The 19,787-nt window shown below is 69.2% G+C and carries 20 protein-coding genes; 12 read left to right on the top strand and 8 right to left on the bottom strand.

Annotated features, from left to right (window positions below):
- The first annotated feature begins 97 nt into the window (after positions 1–97).
- From dnaK to IE226_RS27770, 5 genes are all read left to right on the top strand, one after another.
- Positions 98–1,972: a molecular chaperone DnaK gene (dnaK, locus tag IE226_RS27790; protein ID WP_190084127.1), complete on the top strand. Its 1,875-nt coding sequence runs from the start codon at positions 98–100 to the stop codon at positions 1,970–1,972.
- Positions 1,969–2,709, top strand: coding sequence for a nucleotide exchange factor GrpE (gene grpE / locus IE226_RS27785; protein ID WP_190084126.1), 741 nt, complete (start codon positions 1,969–1,971; stop codon positions 2,707–2,709). Before dnaK ends, grpE begins: the two co-directional genes overlap by 4 nt.
- A 41-nt stretch (positions 2,710–2,750) precedes the next feature.
- On the top strand, positions 2,751–3,953 hold the full coding sequence (gene dnaJ / locus IE226_RS27780) for a molecular chaperone DnaJ (RefSeq protein ID WP_190084125.1): 1,203 nt from the start codon (positions 2,751–2,753) through the stop codon (positions 3,951–3,953).
- A 1-nt stretch (position 3,954) separates the two neighbouring features.
- Positions 3,955–4,419: a heat shock protein transcriptional repressor HspR gene (locus tag IE226_RS27775; RefSeq protein WP_190084124.1), complete on the top strand. Its 465-nt coding sequence runs from the start codon at positions 3,955–3,957 to the stop codon at positions 4,417–4,419.
- A 117-nt stretch (positions 4,420–4,536) separates the two neighbouring features.
- Positions 4,537–5,049 carry a hypothetical protein gene (locus IE226_RS27770; RefSeq protein WP_190084123.1) on the top strand — a complete coding sequence of 171 codons (513 nt, stop codon included), beginning with the start codon at positions 4,537–4,539 and terminating at the stop codon, positions 5,047–5,049.
- 5 nt (positions 5,050–5,054) lie between these two features.
- On the opposite strand, the gene IE226_RS27765 is transcribed toward IE226_RS27770, so the two are convergent.
- From IE226_RS27765 to IE226_RS27755, 3 genes are read right to left on the bottom strand one after another with little or no spacing between them, the layout of a single operon-like run.
- On the bottom strand, positions 5,055–5,255 hold the full coding sequence (locus IE226_RS27765; RefSeq protein WP_190084122.1) for a DUF397 domain-containing protein: 201 nt from the start codon (positions 5,253–5,255) through the stop codon (positions 5,055–5,057).
- Between the two features lie 21 nt (positions 5,256–5,276).
- On the bottom strand, positions 5,277–5,477 hold the full coding sequence (locus IE226_RS27760) for a DUF397 domain-containing protein (protein WP_190084121.1): 201 nt from the start codon (positions 5,475–5,477) through the stop codon (positions 5,277–5,279).
- 9 nt (positions 5,478–5,486) lie between these two features.
- Complete coding sequence (locus tag IE226_RS27755; RefSeq protein WP_190084120.1) at positions 5,487–6,368, bottom strand: helix-turn-helix domain-containing protein; 882 nt, start codon at positions 6,366–6,368, stop codon at positions 5,487–5,489.
- Between the two features lie 258 nt (positions 6,369–6,626).
- Here IE226_RS27755 and IE226_RS27750 point away from each other — a divergent pair, with 258 nt between their 5' ends.
- Entirely contained in the window at positions 6,627–7,097 is a 471-nt protein-coding gene (locus IE226_RS27750; RefSeq protein ID WP_190084119.1) for an ATP-binding protein, read from the top strand.
- Positions 7,098–7,234: 137 nt separating this feature from the next.
- On the top strand, positions 7,235–7,861 hold the full coding sequence (locus IE226_RS27745) for a Uma2 family endonuclease (RefSeq protein WP_229871577.1): 627 nt from the start codon (positions 7,235–7,237) through the stop codon (positions 7,859–7,861).
- A 100-nt stretch (positions 7,862–7,961) separates the two neighbouring features.
- Here IE226_RS27745 and IE226_RS27740 read toward each other — a convergent pair whose 3' ends face one another.
- Genes IE226_RS27740 through IE226_RS27730 form a run of 3 tightly spaced genes read right to left on the bottom strand, consistent with a single transcriptional unit; the run spans position 7,962 to position 10,964 of the window.
- On the bottom strand, positions 7,962–8,960 hold the full coding sequence (locus IE226_RS27740) for a helix-turn-helix transcriptional regulator (RefSeq protein ID WP_190084117.1): 999 nt from the start codon (positions 8,958–8,960) through the stop codon (positions 7,962–7,964).
- 19 nt (positions 8,961–8,979) lie between these two features.
- A complete protein-coding gene (locus IE226_RS27735) occupies positions 8,980–9,954 on the bottom strand; it encodes a helix-turn-helix transcriptional regulator (protein ID WP_190084116.1) in 975 nt (324 codons plus the stop codon).
- A gap of 26 nt (positions 9,955–9,980) precedes the next feature.
- Positions 9,981–10,964, bottom strand: a complete 984-nt coding sequence (locus IE226_RS27730; protein WP_190084115.1) for a helix-turn-helix transcriptional regulator — start codon at positions 10,962–10,964, stop codon at positions 9,981–9,983.
- Positions 10,965–11,268: 304 nt separating this feature from the next.
- Between IE226_RS27730 and IE226_RS27725 the strand changes: the two genes are divergently transcribed.
- Entirely contained in the window at positions 11,269–11,643 is a 375-nt protein-coding gene (locus IE226_RS27725; protein WP_190084114.1) for a Rieske (2Fe-2S) protein, read from the top strand.
- 171 nt (positions 11,644–11,814) lie between these two features.
- Here IE226_RS27725 and IE226_RS27720 read toward each other — a convergent pair whose 3' ends face one another.
- Positions 11,815–12,246 carry a pyridoxamine 5'-phosphate oxidase family protein gene (locus IE226_RS27720; protein ID WP_190084113.1) on the bottom strand — a complete coding sequence of 144 codons (432 nt, stop codon included), beginning with the start codon at positions 12,244–12,246 and terminating at the stop codon, positions 11,815–11,817.
- 178 nt (positions 12,247–12,424) lie between these two features.
- Here IE226_RS27720 and clpB point away from each other — a divergent pair, with 178 nt between their 5' ends.
- The gene (clpB, locus tag IE226_RS27715) at positions 12,425–15,046 is read left to right on the top strand and encodes an ATP-dependent chaperone ClpB (RefSeq protein ID WP_190084112.1); all 2,622 of its coding nucleotides are present in this window, start codon (positions 12,425–12,427) and stop codon (positions 15,044–15,046) included.
- A 103-nt stretch (positions 15,047–15,149) separates the two neighbouring features.
- The gene (locus IE226_RS27710) at positions 15,150–15,689 is read left to right on the top strand and encodes a YbjN domain-containing protein (RefSeq protein WP_190084111.1); all 540 of its coding nucleotides are present in this window, start codon (positions 15,150–15,152) and stop codon (positions 15,687–15,689) included.
- A gap of 69 nt (positions 15,690–15,758) precedes the next feature.
- On the opposite strand, the gene IE226_RS27705 is transcribed toward IE226_RS27710, so the two are convergent.
- The gene (locus tag IE226_RS27705) at positions 15,759–16,967 is read right to left on the bottom strand and encodes a pyridoxal phosphate-dependent aminotransferase (RefSeq protein ID WP_373307044.1); all 1,209 of its coding nucleotides are present in this window, start codon (positions 16,965–16,967) and stop codon (positions 15,759–15,761) included.
- Positions 16,968–17,672: 705 nt separating this feature from the next.
- Here IE226_RS27705 and IE226_RS27700 point away from each other — a divergent pair.
- On the top strand, positions 17,673–18,200 hold the full coding sequence (locus tag IE226_RS27700) for a DUF2617 family protein (protein ID WP_190084109.1): 528 nt from the start codon (positions 17,673–17,675) through the stop codon (positions 18,198–18,200).
- 36 nt (positions 18,201–18,236) lie between these two features.
- Positions 18,237–19,766: a polyamine aminopropyltransferase gene (locus IE226_RS27695; protein WP_190084108.1), complete on the top strand. Its 1,530-nt coding sequence runs from the start codon at positions 18,237–18,239 to the stop codon at positions 19,764–19,766.
- The last annotated feature ends 21 nt before the right edge of the window (positions 19,767–19,787 follow it).

Raw genomic sequence — 19,787 nt, 5'->3', positions numbered from 1 at the left:
GAGTTGAGCGGCCCCGACTCAGCTCTGTTGACTCCAGCGAAGCGACCATGCATCCTTGAGTCAGATCCACTCAAGAGTTACATCTGGAGGAACCGAAATGGCACGTGCGGTCGGCATCGACCTGGGCACGACTAACTCTGTCGTCAGCGTTCTTGAAGGCGGCGAGCCCACCGTCATCACCAACGCCGAGGGCGCCAGGACCACGCCGTCCGTCGTCGCCTTCGCGAAGAACGGCGAGGTGCTGGTCGGCGAGGTAGCCAAGCGCCAGGCGGTCACGAACGTCGACAGGACCATCCGCTCGGTCAAGCGCCACATGGGCACTGACTGGAAGGTGGACATCGACGACAAGGGGTTCAACCCCCAGCAGATCTCCGCGTTCATCCTGCAGAAGCTGAAGCGCGACGCCGAGTCGTACCTGGGCGAGAAGGTGGCCGACGCGGTCATCACCGTCCCGGCGTACTTCAACGACTCGGAGCGCCAGGCGACGAAGGAGGCCGGCGAGATCGCGGGCCTGAACGTCCTGCGCATCGTCAACGAGCCGACGGCCGCCGCTCTCGCGTACGGCCTCGACAAGGACGACCAGACGATCCTCGTCTTCGACCTCGGTGGCGGCACCTTCGACGTGTCCCTCCTGGAGATCGGCGACGGCGTCGTCGAGGTGAAGGCCACGAACGGCGACAACCACCTCGGTGGTGACGACTGGGACCAGCGCGTCGTCGACTACCTGGTCAAGCAGTTCAACAACGGCCACGGCGTGGACCTCTCCAAGGACAAGATGGCGCTCCAGCGCCTGCGCGAGGCGGCCGAGAAGGCCAAGATCGAGCTGTCCTCCTCTACGGAGACCTCGATCAACCTGCCCTACATCACGGCGTCCGCCGAGGGCCCGCTGCACCTGGACGAGAAGCTCACGCGCGCCCAGTTCCAGCAGCTCACGTCCGACCTTCTGGAGCGCTGCAAGACGCCGTTCCACAACGTCATCAAGGACGCGGGCATCCAGCTCTCCGAGATCGACCACGTCGTTCTCGTCGGTGGCTCGACCCGTATGCCCGCCGTCGCGGAGCTCGTCAAGGAGCTGACCGGCGGCCAGGACGCCAACAAGGGCGTGAACCCGGACGAGGTCGTCGCCATCGGCGCCGCCCTCCAGGCCGGTGTCCTCAAGGGCGAGGTCAAGGACGTCCTGCTCCTCGACGTCACCCCGCTCTCCCTCGGCATCGAGACCAAGGGAGGGATCATGACCAAGCTCATCGAGCGCAACACCACGATCCCGACCAAGCGCTCCGAGATCTTCACGACGGCCGAGGACAACCAGCCGTCCGTCCAGATCCAGGTCTACCAGGGCGAGCGCGAGATCGCGGCGTACAACAAGAAGCTCGGAATGTTCGAGCTCACGGGCCTGCCGCCGGCCCCGCGCGGTGTCCCGCAGATCGAGGTCGCCTTCGACATCGACGCCAACGGCATCATGCACGTGACGGCCAAGGACCTCGGCACCGGCAAGGAGCAGAAGATGACCGTCACCGGCGGCTCCTCGCTGCCGAAGGACGAGGTCGACCGCATGCGCCAGGAGGCCGAGCAGTACGCGGACGAGGACCACAAGCGCCGCGAGGCCGCCGAGTCCCGCAACCAGGGCGAGCAGCTCGTCTACCAGACGGAGAAGTTCCTCACCGACAACGCGGACAAGGTTCCGGGTGACGTGAAGACCGAGGTCGAGTCGGCCGTCGAAGAGCTGAAGGAGAAGCTCAAGGGCGACGACACGGCGGAGATCCGCACCGCCACCGAGAAGGTCGCGGCCGTCTCCCAGAAGCTGGGCCAGGCCATGTACGCGGACGCGCAGGCCGCCGGTGCCGAGGGCGCTGCCCCGGGCGCCGAGGGCGGCGAGGCCCCGAACATGTCCAAGGACAAGGACGACGACGTGGTCGACGCCGAGATCGTCGACGACGAGAAGCCCGGTGAGTCGAAGGGCGGCGCCGCATGACCGAGGAGACTCCGGGCTTCGGCGAGAACGCCGAGAAGCCTGACGTCCCCTCCGGCGCCACCCCTGATGACGCGGCGCCGCAGGCCGCCGAGCCCTCCGTCGAGGAGAGCCCGGCGGCCCCGGCCGGGGACGCAAGCAAGGCATCCGCCCAGTCCGCACAGCCGGGCCAGTCGGCTCAGTCCGCTCAGGACGCGGGTCTGCTCGCCCAGCTGGACCAGGTGCGTACGGCGCTCGGCGAGCGCACGGCGGACCTCCAGCGGTTGCAGGCGGAGTACCAGAACTACCGCCGTCGTGTGGAGCGGGACAAGGTCACGGTCAAGGAGATCGCCGCGGCGAACCTCCTGAGCGAGCTCCTCCCGAGCCTCGACGACATCGGCCGCGCGCGGGAACACGGCGAGCTGGTCGGCGGGTTCAAGTCAGTGGCGGAGTCGCTAGAGACGGTCGTCGCCAAGATGGGCCTCCAGCAGTTCGGCAAGGAGGGCGAGCCCTTCGACCCGACGATCCACGAAGCCCTGATGCACTCGTACGCACCGGACGTCACCGAGACGACCTGCGTCGCGATCCTCCAGCCGGGGTATCGCATCGGCGAGCGCACCATCCGCCCCGCGCGGGTGGCCGTGGCCGAGCCGCAGCCGGGCGCGCAGACGGTCAAGGGCGAGGCCGAGACCGCCACGTCCGCGGACTCCGCCGACAAGGCGGAGGACAAGGAGACCGGTGGCGGCCCGGACGAGGGCTGACATATCGGAGTTGTTGTGAAGCGAGAGGAGGGACGTCGAGGGTGAGCACCAAGGACTTCATCGAGAAGGACTACTACAAGGTCCTCGGCGTCCCCAAGGACGCCACCGAAGCCGAGATCAAGAAGGCGTACCGGAAACTCGCACGCGAGAATCACCCGGACGCCAACAAGGGCAACACCAAGGCGGAAGAGCGCTTCAAGGAGATCTCCGAGGCGAACGACGTCCTCGGCGACCCCAAGAAGCGCAAGGAGTACGACGAAGCGCGTGCTCTCTTCGGCAACGGCGGCTTCAGGGCCGGTCCCGGAGGCGCGGGCGGCGGCGGCTCGTTCAACTTCGACCTGGGCGACCTCTTCGGAGGCGGCGCCCCGGGCGGGGGAGCGGGCGGTGCCGGCGGCGGCTTCGGGGGCGGTCTGGGTGACGTCTTCGGGGGCTTGTTCAACCGAGGCGGCACGGGTGGCGGCGCGGGCACGCGTACGCAGCCCCGGCGCGGCCAGGACATCGAGTCCGAGGTCACGCTGAGTTTCACGGAGGCGGTGGACGGGGCCACGGTCCCGCTGCGGATGTCCTCCCAGGCTCCCTGCAAGGCCTGTTCCGGTACCGGCGACAAGAACGGCACGCCGCGTGTGTGCCCGACCTGCGTCGGCACGGGCCAGGTCTCGCGGGGAGGCGGCGGCGGCTTTTCGTTGACCGACCCCTGCGTGGACTGCAAGGGCCGCGGGCTCATCGCCCAGGACCCCTGCGAGGTCTGCAAGGGCTCGGGCCGGGCGAAGTCGTCCCGCACGATGCAGGTCCGCATTCCCGCGGGAGTGTCGGACGGCCAGCGCATCCGCCTGCGAGGCAAGGGCGGTCCCGGTGAACGGGGCGGCCCGGCGGGCGACCTGTACGTCGTCGTGCACGTCGACACCCACCCGGTCTTCGGCCGCAAGGGCGACAACCTGACGGTGACGGTCCCGGTGACGTTCGCGGAAGCGGCACTGGGCGGCGAGGTCAAGGTGCCCACGCTGGGCGGGCCCGCCGTGACGCTGAAGGTGCCTGCGGGCACCCCCAACGGCCGTACGATGCGTGCGCGCGGCAAGGGCGCGGTCCGCAAGGACGGTTCGCGGGGCGACCTGCTCGTGACGGTGGAGGTGTCGGTTCCGACATCGCTCTCCGACTCGGCGAAGGAAGCCCTGGAGTCCTACCGCGAGGCGACTGCGGACGACGATCCGCGGGCAGAACTGTTCCAGGCCGCGAAGGGAGCATGAGATGGACGGCCGTCGTCGACAGTCCAATTTTGGGCGTGCGTACCAACTGACCGACGAGACGCCGGTCTACGTCATCTCGGTGGCCGCCCAGCTTTCGGGCCTCCACCCGCAGACCCTGCGCCAGTACGACCGCCTCGGTCTGGTCTCCCCGGACCGCACGGCGGGCCGCGGCCGGCGCTATTCGGCCCGCGACATCGAACTGCTGCGTACGGTGCAGCAGTTGTCGCAGGAAGAGGGCATCAACCTCGCCGGCATCAAGCGCATCATCGAGCTGGAGAACCAGGTCGCGGCGCTGCAGGCGAGGGTGGCCGAGTTGTCGAACGCCGTGGAGGGCGCGGCTGCCGCGATGCAGCAGCGCGAGGCGGCGGTCCACGCGTCGTACCGCCGTGACCTCGTCCCGTACCAGGACGTGCAGCAGGCGAGCGCGCTCGTGGTGTGGCGTCCGAAGCGGACGACGGAGCAGTAGCTCTTGGGGCGGGTCAGTAGCCCTTAAGTAATGTGAGTGGGGGCCGGGAAGCGCACGCCGCTTCCCGGCCCCCACTCACGTTCTTTTGTGCTGCACACCGGGGGAGTTGAGCTTTCGATGGCCATGGTGGGCCTGTTCTGGATCGCCGAGGGCGACGTATACGTGGGCGCGAAGCCTTCGGGGCTCGCGGCGGGGGTGCGGTTGACGCCGGAGGGCGTGGTGGGCCTTGGCGACAAGCAGTCGACGTTCTACCCCTGGGACGAGGTGCGTGCCCTGACGGTTGAGGACGCCCCCGTGAAGTCGCTGAAGCGGCAGGTGGGCGCCTTGGTGGACGCGGCCATGACGGCGGGCCTCGGCGGCTTGTACGAGGCCCCGGCGATGACGGTACGGATCACGCGCGCGGAGGCCGAGGAGACGGAACTGACGGCGTACGTGGCCGCGGCGACGGGCTACTCCCGGTCGGAGCACGACCTGTCGCTGGCGCTCCTGGCCCGCATGACGGAGGGCGAGGCGACCCTGCGCACGACGCTGGCGACGATGGCGGAGTGGGGCCGCCGCCACGAGGGCGGGTCGCCGGGAGCGGCCAAGCGCGAGGAACTGCTGCGCCGCTGGACCGAAGGCGAGGGGTAAAGGTATTACCCACGTACGCGCGAACGGCCCGTAGTGGAGAGGGTCTCCAGGAGGGCGGCGAGGGGGCCGGGGGTGGTCGTCAGGACTGTGTCCGGGGCGTCGCTCTCGCGGAGGCGGATGGTGCCGTCGGGGGCGGTGGCTATGTAGAGGCAGTTACTCTCCGGGCCGCCGCTGTATGAGGACTTCTGCCAGTTCAGGCTGGGCATTTGTGGCTCCTGGAGTGGGAATTACCCCCGTACCCGCGAACGGCCTGTCGTGGAGAGGGACTCCAGGAGGGCGGCGAGGGGGCCGGGGGTGGTCGTCAGGACTGCGTCCGGGGCGTCGCTCTCGCGGAGGCGGATGGTGCCGTCGGGGGCGGTGGCTATGTAGAGGCACTCGCCCTCGGGGCCCCCGCTGAACGACGACTTCTGCCAATGCAGCTCAGGCACCGTGGCCTCCTAAAGGGTGTAGAGCAGGTGTTGGATGAGGCCCAGTGAGTTCTTCACTGAGTGTGCTTCGGGGGCCAACGATAGGTCGATGGGGGCGAGGGCGTTCTCAGCCAGCCGCTCAAACAGCGACCTGTACAGGGCCAGTTGGTCGCGATCACCGACGTAGTGAGGGCCGGTGGCTTGCTCCAAGATGACAGTGGACAACTGCGGCACCTTGGGGGCGACGTACACGAAGTTGCCGCTCAAGGCCCCGTACGCCTGCGCGCTGAACGGGTAGACCTGGATGGTCACGTTGGGCAGGCGAGCCAGCTCGATGAGCCTCAGTAGCTGCGCACGGACTACCTCGGTGCCGCCGAACCGCATGTGCAGGGCAGCTTCGTGGATTACGGCGTGGACGGTAGGCGGGGCCTCGCGGGTGAGGATGTGCTGCCGCTCCATCCGGAAGTCCAGAGCGCCCTCGATGCTCTCGAAGCCCAGCTTGGGGCTGGCGAAGATGGCTTGCGCGTACTCAGGTGTCTGGAACAAACCGGGAATGAACAGTGACTGGTGCGTCCGCAGCTTGACGGCGTTGGCTTCCAGTTCCGCCAAGTTGAGCGAGACCTGCCGCATGCGTTTCCTGTAGGCGCTCCACCAGCCTTTACCCGTGGACTCGGACATCTCCACCAGGGCGTCAATGTAAGCCTTGTCTGTGCAGCCGTACACCGCAGTGAGTTCGCGGAGCCGCTCCGTCAGGATGGTCGTCTTCGCGGTTTCGATCTGACTCAACTGGCCTCTGCCCATGCCGACCTGCTCGGCAGCCTCACCAGCACTGAATCCTGCCTGTTCGCGCAGCTGTTTGAGCTCGGCGCCGAGCCGCCGCTGGCGTTCGCTGATGATGGTGCGCAGTCCCACGGCTGTCTCCTTGTTGGCGTTTCCAAAGTCTGCCTCGAACAGAGGAGTTGGTCCATTAAAAGCTCCGAGTAGGTTGTCAATTAACGCCCGGCGATCCTACTCTGAGTGTGGCACCTGTTACTCAGTGGAGCTGACCAACTACCCCTGCCCACAAGCCGAAAGGCACCCACCGCGCCGCTCAAGCGCACGTGGGCAACGCCATCGCCCGGCAAGGGGCGCGAACCACCTCCCCCACCCCTCCCGACGGGAGCAACCGTCATGCCCGCAGACCGCCCTCGCACCGCCGCCCACCGGTACGCCCAACTGGTCTACGACTACAGCCTGTTCACGCCGGGGGACTCGACCGCCCCCAAAGTCGGCCGGGACTTCGTACGCACCGTCCTGCGCACCTTGGACAGAGAGCCCCTGGTCATGGCGGCGACCCTCTGTACCTCGGAACTCATCACGAATGTGCACCTGCACACCAAGGGCTCAGCGATGGTCCGCATCTTCCTGACCCGCACCCGCCTACGGGTGACCGTCTTCGACGAGAGCCAGGACCCGCCCGTGGTGGCGCACCCCGCCGCCGGGGTGGCCGCCTGCTGGGGGCGAGGGCTGGCCCTGGTCGCGGAACTGGCCGACACGTGGGGCGTCGCGGAGGACAGGGCGGGGCGGTACGCGAAGGGGGTGTGGTTCGAGCTGGGGGAGGCCGGGACCGGAGGACCGTTTCGTCCTCACCGCATCGGGTGAGCAGAACGCCCTTTCCCCTGGTCGGCCCCATGAACGTACCTACCGTGATCGCGTTGCTTGTGCCGCAAGGACGCCAAGCCCACACTGGAAAGGAGGTGCGTCCCATGACCGCTCTTGCTGCTGAGAGGCCCGAGACCATGTCTGACACCAGGACCGAGGCCGTCGCACACGACACCGGGTTGTCTGAACGGGACGAGGTGCTGTGGCAGGCATGGAAGGCCATGGAACTCCCCGAGGGCTACCGCGCTGAGATCATCGAGGGAGCCGTCGAGGTGTCGCCCACTGGTCGTATCGCCCATGCGCAGATCGTCAACCGATTGCGGGATGCGATGGCGTTGGCCCTTGCCGAGAGTCCGTACGCGCCCTACAACGACGTGAATGTGGTCCATGGCCGGAAGACGTGGATCCCGGACTGCCTCGTTGCTCCCAAGGAGCTGGAGCCTCATACCGACGACGAAGGGGTCGGCATCAAGGCTTCTGGGGTGAGTGTCGTCGTCGAGGTCGTCTCGCCGGGCCATGAATGCCGCAGGCGTGACCTGGCGCGGAAGCGCCGCGAGTACGCGCGTGCGGGTATCCCCGTCTACGTGATCATCGATGACCACGACGGCGAAGGCACCGTCACCGTCCTGACCGAGCCGCAGCCGGAGAAGGCGGACTGGGTGGGCGTCCACCGGGTCCCGTACGGAACCGAGGTCGCCATCCCCGAGGGGCCCGCCAAGGGGTTCACGATCGGTGAGGCGATCACGGGGGCGCGGCGCGGGTAGGAGACGTGGCCCTGCGGAGGAAGGCCCGCCTCCGCCAGGGAGTCGCCGCGGTCGCCATGACTCCGAGGAGCAGGGCGTCGTCGCAGACCCGTGGCTGGAATCAGTGGCCGCTGTCGCCGGTTTCTGGCGCGTTTGATTCCAGGATTCCTGACTGCCCTATCAGATAGCCGAGTTGGGCCCGGCTTTCGCTGCCGAGGGCTTCCGCCAGGGCGGCTATGTGGACGCGGGCGGTGCGGATGTTCATGCCGAGGCGGTCGGCGATGTCGGCGTCGGTCAGGCCCTCGGTGAGGAGGGTGGCGATGGCGCGTTGGCGGGGGGTGACGCCGTCTTCCGGCAGGTGGTGTGCGGCGCCCGGGTAGAGCGGCGTGGCCAGGCGCCACAAGCGTTCGAACGTCGTCACGAGGAAGTCGACCACGGCGGGGTTGCGGAGTTCGAGTGCCAGGGCGTCGGTGCGGTGGGCGGGGATGAACGCCACCGTGCGGTCCAGGATGACCAGGTGCTCGCTGACGTCGTCGAGGGCGCGGACCTCGATGTCGCCGTCGAGCTGCTCGTAGCGGGCGGGGTCGGGCAGGGGGTGGCGTGCCGGGTGCCGGCAGAGGGCGCGCAGGCGGCAGCCCCGGGACAGCATGGCCTGCTGGGCGGCCGGTGAGGTGGCGGGGAGTTCGGGTGACCGGCTGCTGCCCGGTCGTACCGTCAGGATCTCCTCCGTGGCGTCGGCCATCGCGCGGGTGAGGGCGTCGGTGATACGGGGAAGGCCGTCCAGGACGGTGATCCCGGGGCTGTCGGAGTGCGGCGCCCGGTGGCCGCCCAGAGCCCGGAACGGCTCGAAGGCCTTGGTCAGCCGCGCCTCGTGGTCGCGTTCCCCGGCGATGGCCTTCTCGATCCCGTCCAGGAGCCGCGGCAGGGCGACCGCGGGCGCGGTGGGGCGCAGCCACCTCATGTCGTCGATGTCGGGGTGCAGAAGCCCGTGGTCGATCAGGCAGGGGGCCCGGTCGGCGTCGCGGCGGGGGATGCGGCCGTGGAGCAGGGCGCTCTCGTAGACGGTCGCGCCCGCTTCGCAGAGTGTGTCGGCGCCGTGGGCGATGTGCTGTCCGGCCATCTCGTCGTCCCTCCGGCTGTCAGTTCTGGCGCCTCAGGATGCCCGACCGGCCTATGAGGTAACCGAGCTGGGCCCGGCTGCTGCTGCCGAGGACGGCGGAGAGCTTGGCGATGTGCACGCGGGCCGTGCGGACGTTCATGCCGAGCCGCAGGGCGATCTCCGAGTCCGTGAGGCCGTCCACCAGGAGGTGCGCGATGGCTTGCTGGCGGGCCGTGATGCCGTTGCTCGACGGCAGTTCCTCCGCGTGCGGATACATCGGCGTTGCCAGGCTCCAGAGGCACTCGAAGGCGGCGGCGAGGTGCTCGACGAGCGCGGGCAGGCGGATCTCCAGGGCGACGCTGCGATCCTTGCTCGCCGGAATGAAGGCGACCACGCGGTCGAAGACGAAGAGGCGGTCGGTGACTTCGTCGAGCGTACGGACCTCGGTGTCGCCCTGGAGCTGGTCGTGGTAGCCGAACACGGAGAGCGAGTGGCGTGAGGTGTGCTGGTACAGCGTGCGCATGCGGCCCCCTCGGGAGAGGGCGCCTTTCGCGTCGGACAGCGATTTGGCGAGTACCTCGGGAGGCCGGAAGCCGCCGGGCTGGATCGAAAGGAGCTCCTTGCTGGTGTCGGCCAGCGCCTGTGCCACCGCTTTCTGGATGACGGGCAGTCCGTTGAGGACGGTGATGGCGGCGGGCCCCGCGGGGGCGGCATGGCGGGGTGCGAGAGCCATGAGCGACTCGAACGTCGTGGCCAGGCTCGCCGCGCGGCTCCGGTGCCGCGCGATGCGGTGCCCGACGGTTTCGAGCAGCCGGGGAAGCGCGACCGCGGGCGCGGTGGGCCGCAGCCACGCGGGGTCATCGGCGTCGGCCCGCAGGAGCCCGTAGCGGGTCAGGCAGGGCGCCGCCTCAGCGGCCTCGCTGCGCACGCGCCCCTCGGCCAGAGCCCGTTCGTACAGGGTGGTGCCCGCCGTGCACAGGTCGTCGGCTCCGTGCGCGTGGGATGGCAACGTCATGTTCCGCTCGCTCCCCCGACCGAGTTTCAGTGACCCTTGTCCAGGATTCCGGACTGGGCGATCAGGTAGCCGAGTTGAGCGCGGCTGCCGCTGCCCAGAGCCGCGGCGATCTTGGCGATGTGGGCACGACAGGTGCGGACGTTCATGCCGAGGCGGCGGGCGATGGCCTCGTCCACGTGGCCCTCGATGAGCAGCTTGGCGATGGAGCGCTGCACGCCGGTGATGCCGTCGGTCGGGGGAGGGTACGGGACTTCGTCGAGCAGCGGGGTCGCCGACTGCCACTGCTGCTCGAAGACCTTGGCGAGGTACTCGACCAGGGCGGGGTGGCGGAGCTCCAGGGCGACGTCGCGGTCGGCGCGGGCGGGGATGAGCGCGACGGCACGGTCGAAGATCATCATCCGGTCGATGACCTCTTCGAGGGTCCGTATCTCCACGTTGTCCTGCGCCATGCGCGCCGCGTAGGCGAGAGTGCCCTGGCTGTGCCGCATGGTGTGCTGGTAGATGGTGCGCATGGAGACGCCGCGGTCGAGGATGGTCTGCCCGCGCTTCAGGGCTACGTTGAGGGTCTTCTCGCTGCGCCCGCCGCCGGGCTGGACGGTGAGCACTTCCGTACGGCATTCCGCCGTCGCGCGCTCGATGGCCGCGTTGATGCGGGCCTCGCCCTCCAGGACGGTTATCGCGTGGGTAGCCGGTTCCTCACGTGCGGTGATGGCCATGAATGGCTCGAAAAGATCGGCCAGTTGCACGGCCAGATTCCGCCGGTCCCTGATCTCCTGCTCGATGGGGTGGAGGCGCTGGGCGAGTGCCGCGGACGGAGAAACGGGCCGCAACCAGTTCGCGTCGTCCGGATCCGGGTGGAGTAGAGCGGATTCGAGTAGGCAGGGAGCGTTCTCGGCCTCGACCCGCGCCAGGCGGCCACTGCTGAGCGCACTCGCGTACAACCTCGACCCCTCACCACAAAGTGGGACGGCAGGGTGAGGATGTGTCGGTTTCGCACCTGTTGTAAGCATATCTCCACCCCCCAGGGTCCTGAACGTGCAGGAACATGATGCATCCACCCTGTGGCTTTGACGTGCTCGATTGAGACATCGTCTTGTTGAGCCGGGGGAGAGGAACCTACCAAGTGAGGACGAAGCCGACCATGTTTAAGCGCATGCTTCGCTCGGTGCTTGTCACCACCTTCTCCGCAGGGCTGACGTTGGGCGTGCTGGGCACTCTCGATCTCGGGTGGCACAGCGAGCCGTCGACCACCAGTTCCGTTTCAGCTCCGTCCACGGACCTGGGCTGGCACGTCGCCCCGGCGGGAGCAGGCGCATGAGCACCCCGCCCGACGACCGCACCTTCCGACGGGAAATGGCCACCGCCTACCGCTCTGGTTGGCACTTCATCGATCTCGCCACCGCGATACCCCACGCAGGCGACTCGTTGATGGTCACGCTTCTCGGCGAACCGGTGATCGTCACCCGTGACGAAGAGGAGGAGATCCGGGCCTACCGGTGCCTCCGGAAACCGCGAGGCGCCCCGCAGCCCGTGCGGTGTGCCATCCGGTACGGGATGGTCTTCGTCAATCTCGACCGTCGTGACCACCAGCTTGTCGGTGACCCCGGCAGGCCCGGTGAGCAGCAGGAAAAGAGTTCCAGCACCTCAAGCACTACAAGAGCCATCACAGCCACCCCCCGCAGCGCCTGACGCGATCCCCCGTCGTTGTACATCGCGCAGGTGCTTCCCCCAGCAGCGGCGCCACCGTGGACCTGAACACGGTGGCGCCGCTGTGGTGTGTGCGGGGTCCGTGCGTGCGGGGTCCGTGCGTGCGGGGTCCGTGCGTGCGGGGTCCGTGCGTGCCGGGCCCCCGGCGAGGCGCTAGGCCTCCTTCAGTACCCGCGCCCCCATCGCCCGCGTCAGCGAGATCTCGATGACCGCCCGGTTCGGATTCACCCTCGGCGGCTTCCCGTACCGCTCCTCGTAGCGCCGCTCGCCCTCCGCGACCTCCGCCGGCTCCGTGCGTACGCGCGCGATGCCCTCCAGCGTCGCCCAGCGCGCCCCGTCGACCTGGCAGACCGCCACCCGTGCCCCGCCGCTTCCGTGCGCCTCTGTCGCCGCGAGGACGTTCCTGACCTTCGCGCTCGACCTGCTCGCGAGCACGCGAGCCACGCCCGCCTCCGGGTCGTACGTCACGCAGACCGGGACGACGTGCGGGGTGCCGTCGGGGCGGGGTGTCGTCAGCGTGCACAGATGCCGCTCGCGCCAGAAGCTGAGGTAGGCGGGCGTCGGGTGGTGCGGGTCGATGGCCATGCAGGGAACTTAACCGGCCGCCGGACGGATTCCTGCTCCGCCTCCCTTGACCGGATGCATCCTGAGCGGATGCCTCCTTGAGCGGAATAGACTCAACTTTATGTACGCTGTTTAAAGCAGGTGGGCCGGGTCACCCGTGCCACCGGGTCATACGGATCGCAAGGAGGAGACGACTCACGTGGACGCCGAGCTGACCAACAGGAGCCGGGACGCGATCAACGCGGCCAGCAATCGCGCCGTGCAGGAAGGGCATCCCGACCTGACCCCCGCGCATCTGCTGCTCGCGCTGCTCGAGGGCCAGGACAACGAGAACATCACCGACCTGCTCGCCGAGGTCGACGCCGACCAGGCCGCCGTCCGCGCCGACGCCGAGCGGGCTCTGAGCGGCCTGCCCAGCGTCACCGGGTCGACCGTCGCACCGCCGCAGCCCAACCGCGATCTGCTCGCGGTGATCGCCGACGCCTCGCAGCGGGCGAAGGAGCTGGGCGATGATTACCTCTCCACCGAGCATCTGCTGATCGGCGTCGCCGCGAAGGGCGGCCCCGCCGGAGAGGTCCTGAGCAAGAACGGGGCCACCGCCAAGAAGCTGCTCGACGCGTTCGAGAAGGCAAGGGGAGGACGCCGGGTGACCACACCGGACCCGGAGGGTCAGTACAAAGCCCTGGAGAAGTTCGGCACCGACTTCACCGCTGCCGCCAAGGAGGGAAAGCTCGATCCCGTCATCGGGCGTGACCAGGAGATCCGGCGCGTGGTGCAGGTCCTGTCCCGGCGCACCAAGAACAACCCCGTCCTCATCGGCGAACCCGGCGTCGGCAAGACCGCCGTCGTCGAAGGGCTCGCCCAGCGCATCGTGAAGGGCGACGTTCCCGAGTCCCTGAAGAACAAGCGGCTCGTCTCGCTCGACCTGGGTGCCATGGTCGCGGGCGCGAAGTACCGCGGCGAGTTCGAGGAGCGCCTCAAGACCGTCCTCTCCGAGATCAAGGAGAGCGACGGGCAGATCATCACCTTCATCGACGAGCTGCACACCGTCGTCGGCACCGGTGCGGGCGGCGACTCCGCCATGGACGCCGGCAACATGCTCAAGCCCATGCTCGCCCGCGGCGAGCTGCGGATGGTCGGCGCCACCACCCTCGACGAGTACCGCGAGCGGATCGAGAAGGACCCCGCCCTGGAGCGCCGCTTCCAGCAGGTCCTCGTCGACGAGCCGACCGTCGAGGACTCCATCGCGATTCTCCGCGGGCTCAAGGGGCGCTACGAGGCCCACCACAAGGTCCAGATCGCCGACAGCGCCCTTGTCGCCGCCGCCGCGCTCTCCGACCGGTACATCACCTCGCGTTTCCTGCCCGACAAGGCCATCGACCTGGTGGACGAGGCCGCGTCCCGGCTGCGCATGGAGATCGACTCATCGCCCCTGGAGATCGACGAGCTCCAGCGCTCCGTCGACCGCCTGAAGATGGAGGAGCTCGCGCTCAGCAAGGAGACCGACGCCGCGAGCAAGGAGCGCCTGGAGCGACTGCGGCGCGACCTCGCCGACAAGGAGGAGGAGCTGCGCGGGCTCAACGCACGCTGGGAGAAGGAGAAGCAGTCCCTCAACCGCGTCGGTGAGCTGAAGGAGAAGCTCGACGAGCTGCGCGGCCAGGCCGAGCGCGCCCAGCGCGACGGCGACTTCGACACCGCGAGCAAGCTGCTCTACGGCGAGATCCCCACGCTCGAACACGACCTGGAGGTCGCTTCCGAGGCCGAGGAGGAGGTCTCGAAGGACACCATGGTCAAGGAGGAGGTCGGCCCCGACGACATCGCCGACGTGGTCGGCGCCTGGACGGGCATTCCCGCGGGCCGCCTCCTGGAGGGCGAGACCCAGAAGCTGCTGCGCATGGAGGAGGAGCTGGGCAAGCGGCTCATCGGCCAGACCGAGGCCGTGCAGGCGGTGTCGGACGCCGTGCGCCGCACGCGCGCCGGGATCGCCGACCCCGACCGGCCCACCGGGTCCTTCCTCTTCCTCGGCCCGACCGGCGTCGGCAAGACCGAGCTGGCGAAGGCCCTCGCGGACTTCCTCTTCGACGACGAGCGCGCCATGGTCCGCATCGACATGAGCGAGTACGGCGAGAAGCACAGCGTGGCCCGCCTCGTCGGTGCCCCGCCCGGCTATGTCGGGTACGAGGAGGGCGGCCAGCTCACCGAGGCCGTGCGCAGGCGCCCGTACAGCGTGGTGCTCCTCGACGAGGTGGAGAAGGCGCACCCGGAGGTCTTCGACGTACTGCTCCAGGTGCTCGACGACGGGCGCCTGACCGACGGGCAGGGGCGGACGGTGGACTTCCGCAACACCATCCTCGTCCTCACCTCCAACCTCGGCAGTCAGTACCTCGTCGAGCCGACGACCTCGCCCGAGGAGAAGAAGCAGCAGGTCCTTGACGTCGTACGGTCCTCCTTCAAGCCGGAGTTCCTGAACCGCCTCGATGACCTCGTCGTCTTCTCCGCCCTCAGCAAGGACGAGCTGGCGCACATCGCCGAGCTGCAGATCGGACGCCTCGCGAAGCGGCTCGCCGAGCGGCGCCTGACGCTGGACGTCTCCCCGGAGGCGCTTGCCTGGCTGGCGGACGAGGGCAACGACCCGGCGTACGGCGCACGGCCGCTGCGGCGCCTCATCCAGACGTCCATCGGCGACCGCCTCGCCAAGGAGATCCTCTCGGGCGAGGTGAAGGACGGCGACACGGTGCGCGTGGACATCTTCGGGGACGGTCTGATCGTCGGTCCGGCGGCCGGAAACACCGCCGGAAATACCACCGGAAAGTCCCTGTGAGGGACTTCAGGACGGCATAACCCGGTCACATCGGCGGCGGGGGTTGCGGGCCCCCGCCCGACATGGGGCAGGATGGCGGAATCCGTACGAAGGGACTAAGCACGTGAGCATCGACCCGTCCTCGATTCCGAATTTCGGGGGACAGCCCGAACCGCAGCAGGGCGATGGACCGGCGGGCCCCGTTGTCCCCGACCAGGACCTGGTCAAGCAGCTCCTGGACCAGATGGAGCTCAAGCACGTCGTCGACGACGAGGGTGACCTCGCGGCGCCGTGGGAGGAGTTCCGCACGTACTTCATGTTCCGCGGCGAGGGCGACCAGCAGGTCTTCTCGGTGCGGACGTTCTACGACCGTGCGCACGGCATCGAGGAGAAGCAGCAGCTCCTCGAGGCGATCGACGACTGGAACCGCCGCACCCTGTGGCCGAAGGTCTACACGCACACCCACGACGACGGCACCGTCCGCCTCATCGGCGAGGCGCAGATGCTGATCGGCACGGGTGTCTCCCTGGAGCACTTCGTGTCGTCGACGGTCAGCTGGGTGCGGGCCGCCATCGAGTTCGACAAGTGGCTCGTCGAGCAGCTCGGCCTCGAGGCTGAGGTGGACGGCACCGAGGGTGACGCGAAGCCCGACGACGAGGCCTAGGCACACGTCGGCACGACAGCGCGAAAGCCCGGCCGGGGAGATCCGGCCGGGCTTTCGTGATGTCCGGCGCTACAGCGACTTGAGCCGCGACACCGCCTCGGCGAGCACCTCGTCCTTCTTGCAGAACGCGAAGCGCACGAACGGCGCCCCCGCCTCCCGGTGGTCGTAGAAGACGGCGTTCGGGACGGCGACCACACCGATGCGCTCGGGCAGCGCCCGGCAGAAGGCGAAGCCGTCGGTCTCGCCCAGGGCGCTGATGTCGGTGGTGACGAAGTACGTCCCCGCGGGCCGGTAGACGTCGAAGCCCGCCGCCGTAAGGCCCTCGCTCAGGAGATCCCGCTTGGCGCGCATGCCCTCGCGGAAGTCGGCGAAGTACGAGTCGGGGAGCGCCAGGGCCTCCGCGATCGCGTACTGGAAGGGCCCCGAGGAGACGTACGTGAGGAACTGCTTCGCCGAGCGGACCGCCGTCACGAGCTCCGGGGTGGACGTGATCCAGCCGACCTTCCAGCCGGTGAACGAGAACGTCTTGCCCGCCGAGCCGATCGTCACCGTGCGCTCGCGCATGCCGGGGAACGAGGCGAGGGGGATGTGCTCCGTGCCCTCGCCGTCGTCGAAGACCAGGTGCTCGTAGACCTCGTCCGTGACCACGAGGAGGTCGCGCTCGACCGCGAGCCGCGCGATCTCGGTGAGCTCGGCGCGGGTCAGGACCGTGCCGGTCGGGTTGTGCGGGGTGTTGAGGAGCAGCAGCCGGGTGTGCGGGGTGATCGCGTCGCGCAGCTCGTCCAGGTCGAGACGGAAGCGTCCCGCGGCGGCGTCCGGGCGCAGCGTCACGGGGACCCGCTTGCCGCCGGCGAGGGCGATCGAGGCGGCGTACGAGTCGTAGTACGGCTCCAGGGCGATGACCTCGTCGCCGGGTTCGACCAGGGCCAGCAGCGAGGCGGCGATCGCCTCGGTCGCGCCCGCCGTGACCAGGACCTCGCGGTCGGGGTCGTACGCGAGCCCGTACCGGTGCCGCTGGTGCGCGGCGACGGCAGCGCGGAGCTCGGGGATGCCGGGGCCCGGCGGGTACTGGTTGCCGCGCCCGTCGCGCAGGGCACGGACCGCGGCCTCGCGGATCTCCTCGGGACCGTCCGTGTCGGGGAACCCCTGACCGAGGTTGATGGCGCCGGTTTTCACGGCGAGCGCGGACATCTCGGCGAAGATCGTCGTACCGAACTCGGCGAGGCGGCGGTTGAGCAGCGGGCGCCCGCTCCCGGATGTGGAGGTCATGGCCGCCATCCTGCGCCGAACCTCTGGAGTTGCTCAACTCCGGCTTGGGTCGTCGGCGGCAGGGGCATCCCCCCTTCACGCAAGTGCAACAAGAACAACACGGAAGAACGCGGACCCACGGGGGGCCTGCTTCGGGGGAACGGAAAGGGGCGTGAAGGTCATGATGGTGGTCTTCGTGTTTGTCGCGGTGGTTGTGGTCGTCGGACTCGCGGTGTACGCCGGTCGCTCAAGCGGCGGGACGTACTCCGGGTCGGCCGGGTCGTCTTCCAGTGGCGGTTGGTGGGCCGGCGGCGGTGACGGCGGCCACCATGGCGGCAGCTCCTGCGGCGGAGGGTCGTCCTGTGGCGGCTCCTCCTCCTGTGGCGGCGGTGGCGGGTGCGGCGGTGGCGGAGGCAGCTGACACGGGGCAGCTGGTCCGTCCATCTGTTTGAAGTGCCCGGTGGGAGGCAACTCCTGCCGGGCACTCTGTCGTTGACTCATTGAACAGTTGAACTGTGCAGCCCCCGCGGGGGTGGAAACCCTCCGAAGTTGGGTAAAAACGCTGTGGCAGTGCAGCAGTCCATGATTCCCTCTTAACCGTCAGCGCCGCCCTCGAAACGGACTACTGGGACAACGAGGACGTTCTCGTGGGTACGAGCCGGCATTCCGACCTCCCGGTCGCCGACGACCGGGTGCGCCGGCACCACTTCCATTGCGTGATAGCGGAGCCGACCCATGCTCACGACCCTGAAGACTGTCTATACCGACACGTGCGCCGCGGACCTCGCCTGGACCCTGGGGCGTGAGCCGCTGCCCGCGCTCGCCACTCTCGAACTGCAACTCGCCGACGCCAGAATGGAGTTGCGGCTCCTGGGGGCATCGCACCAAGTGCTCCTCGAAGAGGAACGGGGCACCTGCTCGGAGACCGTCGCCTGCATCCCCGGCAGCAGTACGCCACTGCCGCTCGGCGTCTCCAAGCGCCTGGGCGACTGGGAGTACGAATTCGCGGCGCGCGTGGAGACCCTCTCGCGCGGCCAGTTCGCGGGCCGCGCGCAGGAACTGCTCGCCCTGGTCGCCGAGCACCCGCACGGCCTGGCCGGGGTCTTCCCCGGCAGTCCGCACGCGTTCACGGCGATGCTGGCGCAGCGGCACGAAGGAGCGGTGCAGTGGCGCACCTGGCACGCCTATCCGCAGGACGGGCAACTCGTCGCGACCCGTACCCGCGTCGGGATCCGGGTGCCCGCGATGCACCCTTGTGGGTGACCGGACGTAAGCTTGCGGTGACGTAGCGTTCCCAAGGTGATCGAGCCGTCAACACATTTACCCGTGACACCCCGGACGGGGCGGTTGCTCGTCCTCGCGGGCGTCTTCATCTGCGCGGCCTGCGGTCTCGTGTACGAACTCGAACTCGTCGCCCTCGCCTCGTACTTGATCGGTGACTCCGTCACCCAGGCGTCGGTGGTCCTCTCGGTCATGGTCTTCGCCATGGGCATCGGCTCCCTGCTCGCCAAGCGCCTGCGGTGCCGGGCCGCGGTCGGGTTCGGCCTGGTGGAGTCGGCGCTCGCGCTCGTCGGCGGACTGAGCGCCATGGCGTTGTACGCCGCGTTCGCCTGGACCGGCGACAAGGGCGAGGTCTGGGCGGGCGGCTCGCGGTACCTCCTCGTCGCGTTCTCGCTCGCCATCGGCCTGCTCATCGGCGCCGAAGTGCCGCTGCTCATGGTGCTCATCCAGCGGATCAGGCGGCAGGACGCGAGCGGCGCCGTGTCGGACCTGTTCGCCGCCGACTACGTGGGCGCGCTCGTGGGCGGCCTCGCCTTCCCCTTCCTCCTGCTCCCCCTGTTCGGCCAGCTGTCCGGGGCGCTGATCACCGGCGCGGTCAACGCCGTCGCGGGCGGGGCGCTCGTCTTCGGCCTGTTCCGGCACGATCTGAGCGTGCGCGGCCGCTGGGTGCTGCTCGTCGCGAACGTCACCGTCCTTGGCCTGCTCGCCTCGGCCGCCGCACTCGTCGGCGACTTCGAGGCGGCGGCGCGGCGCGCGGTCTACGGCAAGGACGTACGGGTCGCCGTGCGCACCGACATCCAGGAAGTGGTCCTCACGGGCGGCAGGAAGACCTCGCTCGACCTCTACGTGGACGGGCGGCTGCGCGTCAGCGGCCGTGACGAGTACCGCTACCACCGGGCACTCGTCGGCCCCGCGATGGAGGGCAGGCACGCGCGCGTGCTCGTCCTGGGCGGCGGCGACGGCCTCGCGGCGCGCGAGGTGCTGCGGCATCCGGGGGTGCGGCGGGTGGACGTCGTCGAGCCCGACCCCGGCCTCGTGCGCCTCGCGCGCCACGACCCGGCGCTGAGCGAGCTGAACGGACAGGTGTTCAGCGACCCCCGGGTGCACGTGGTGCACGCCGACGTCTTCCGCTGGCTGCGATCACCCCCTCGTACGTACGACGTGGTGATCTCCGATCTGCCGGACCCCGCGAGCACCGCGAGCGCCAAGCTCTACTCCCAGGAGTTCTACGGCCTCGCGCGGCTTGCCCTGGCCGCGGGCGGCCGTCTCGCCGTGCACGCCGGGTCCGTCGACGACAGGCCCCGCGTCTTCTGGACGGTCGAGGCGACGCTGCGGGCGGCGGGGCTGCCGACCGAGCCGTACCGAGTGGCGGGCAGGTCCGCCGACTGGGGGTTCGTGCTCGCGGCCGGATCCCGCCCCCGGCCGGCCGTCGAACCGCGCCGGGGTACGGCCGGGGCGCCGCCGCGGGCGGGTGTCGTGTCCGCCGAAGGGACGCGGATACGGGGGCTGGCCCCCTCCACGCTGGTCCACCCGCGCTACGCGAACTGACGAACTGACGTACATGGTCTC

It is taken from the genome of Streptomyces longisporoflavus, from assembly GCF_014649775.1.
Taxonomy (GTDB): domain Bacteria; phylum Actinomycetota; class Actinomycetes; order Streptomycetales; family Streptomycetaceae; genus Streptomyces; species Streptomyces longisporoflavus.
The sequence above is the reverse complement of the archived record's forward strand: the minus strand, read 5'-3'. Positions and strand labels throughout refer to the sequence as shown.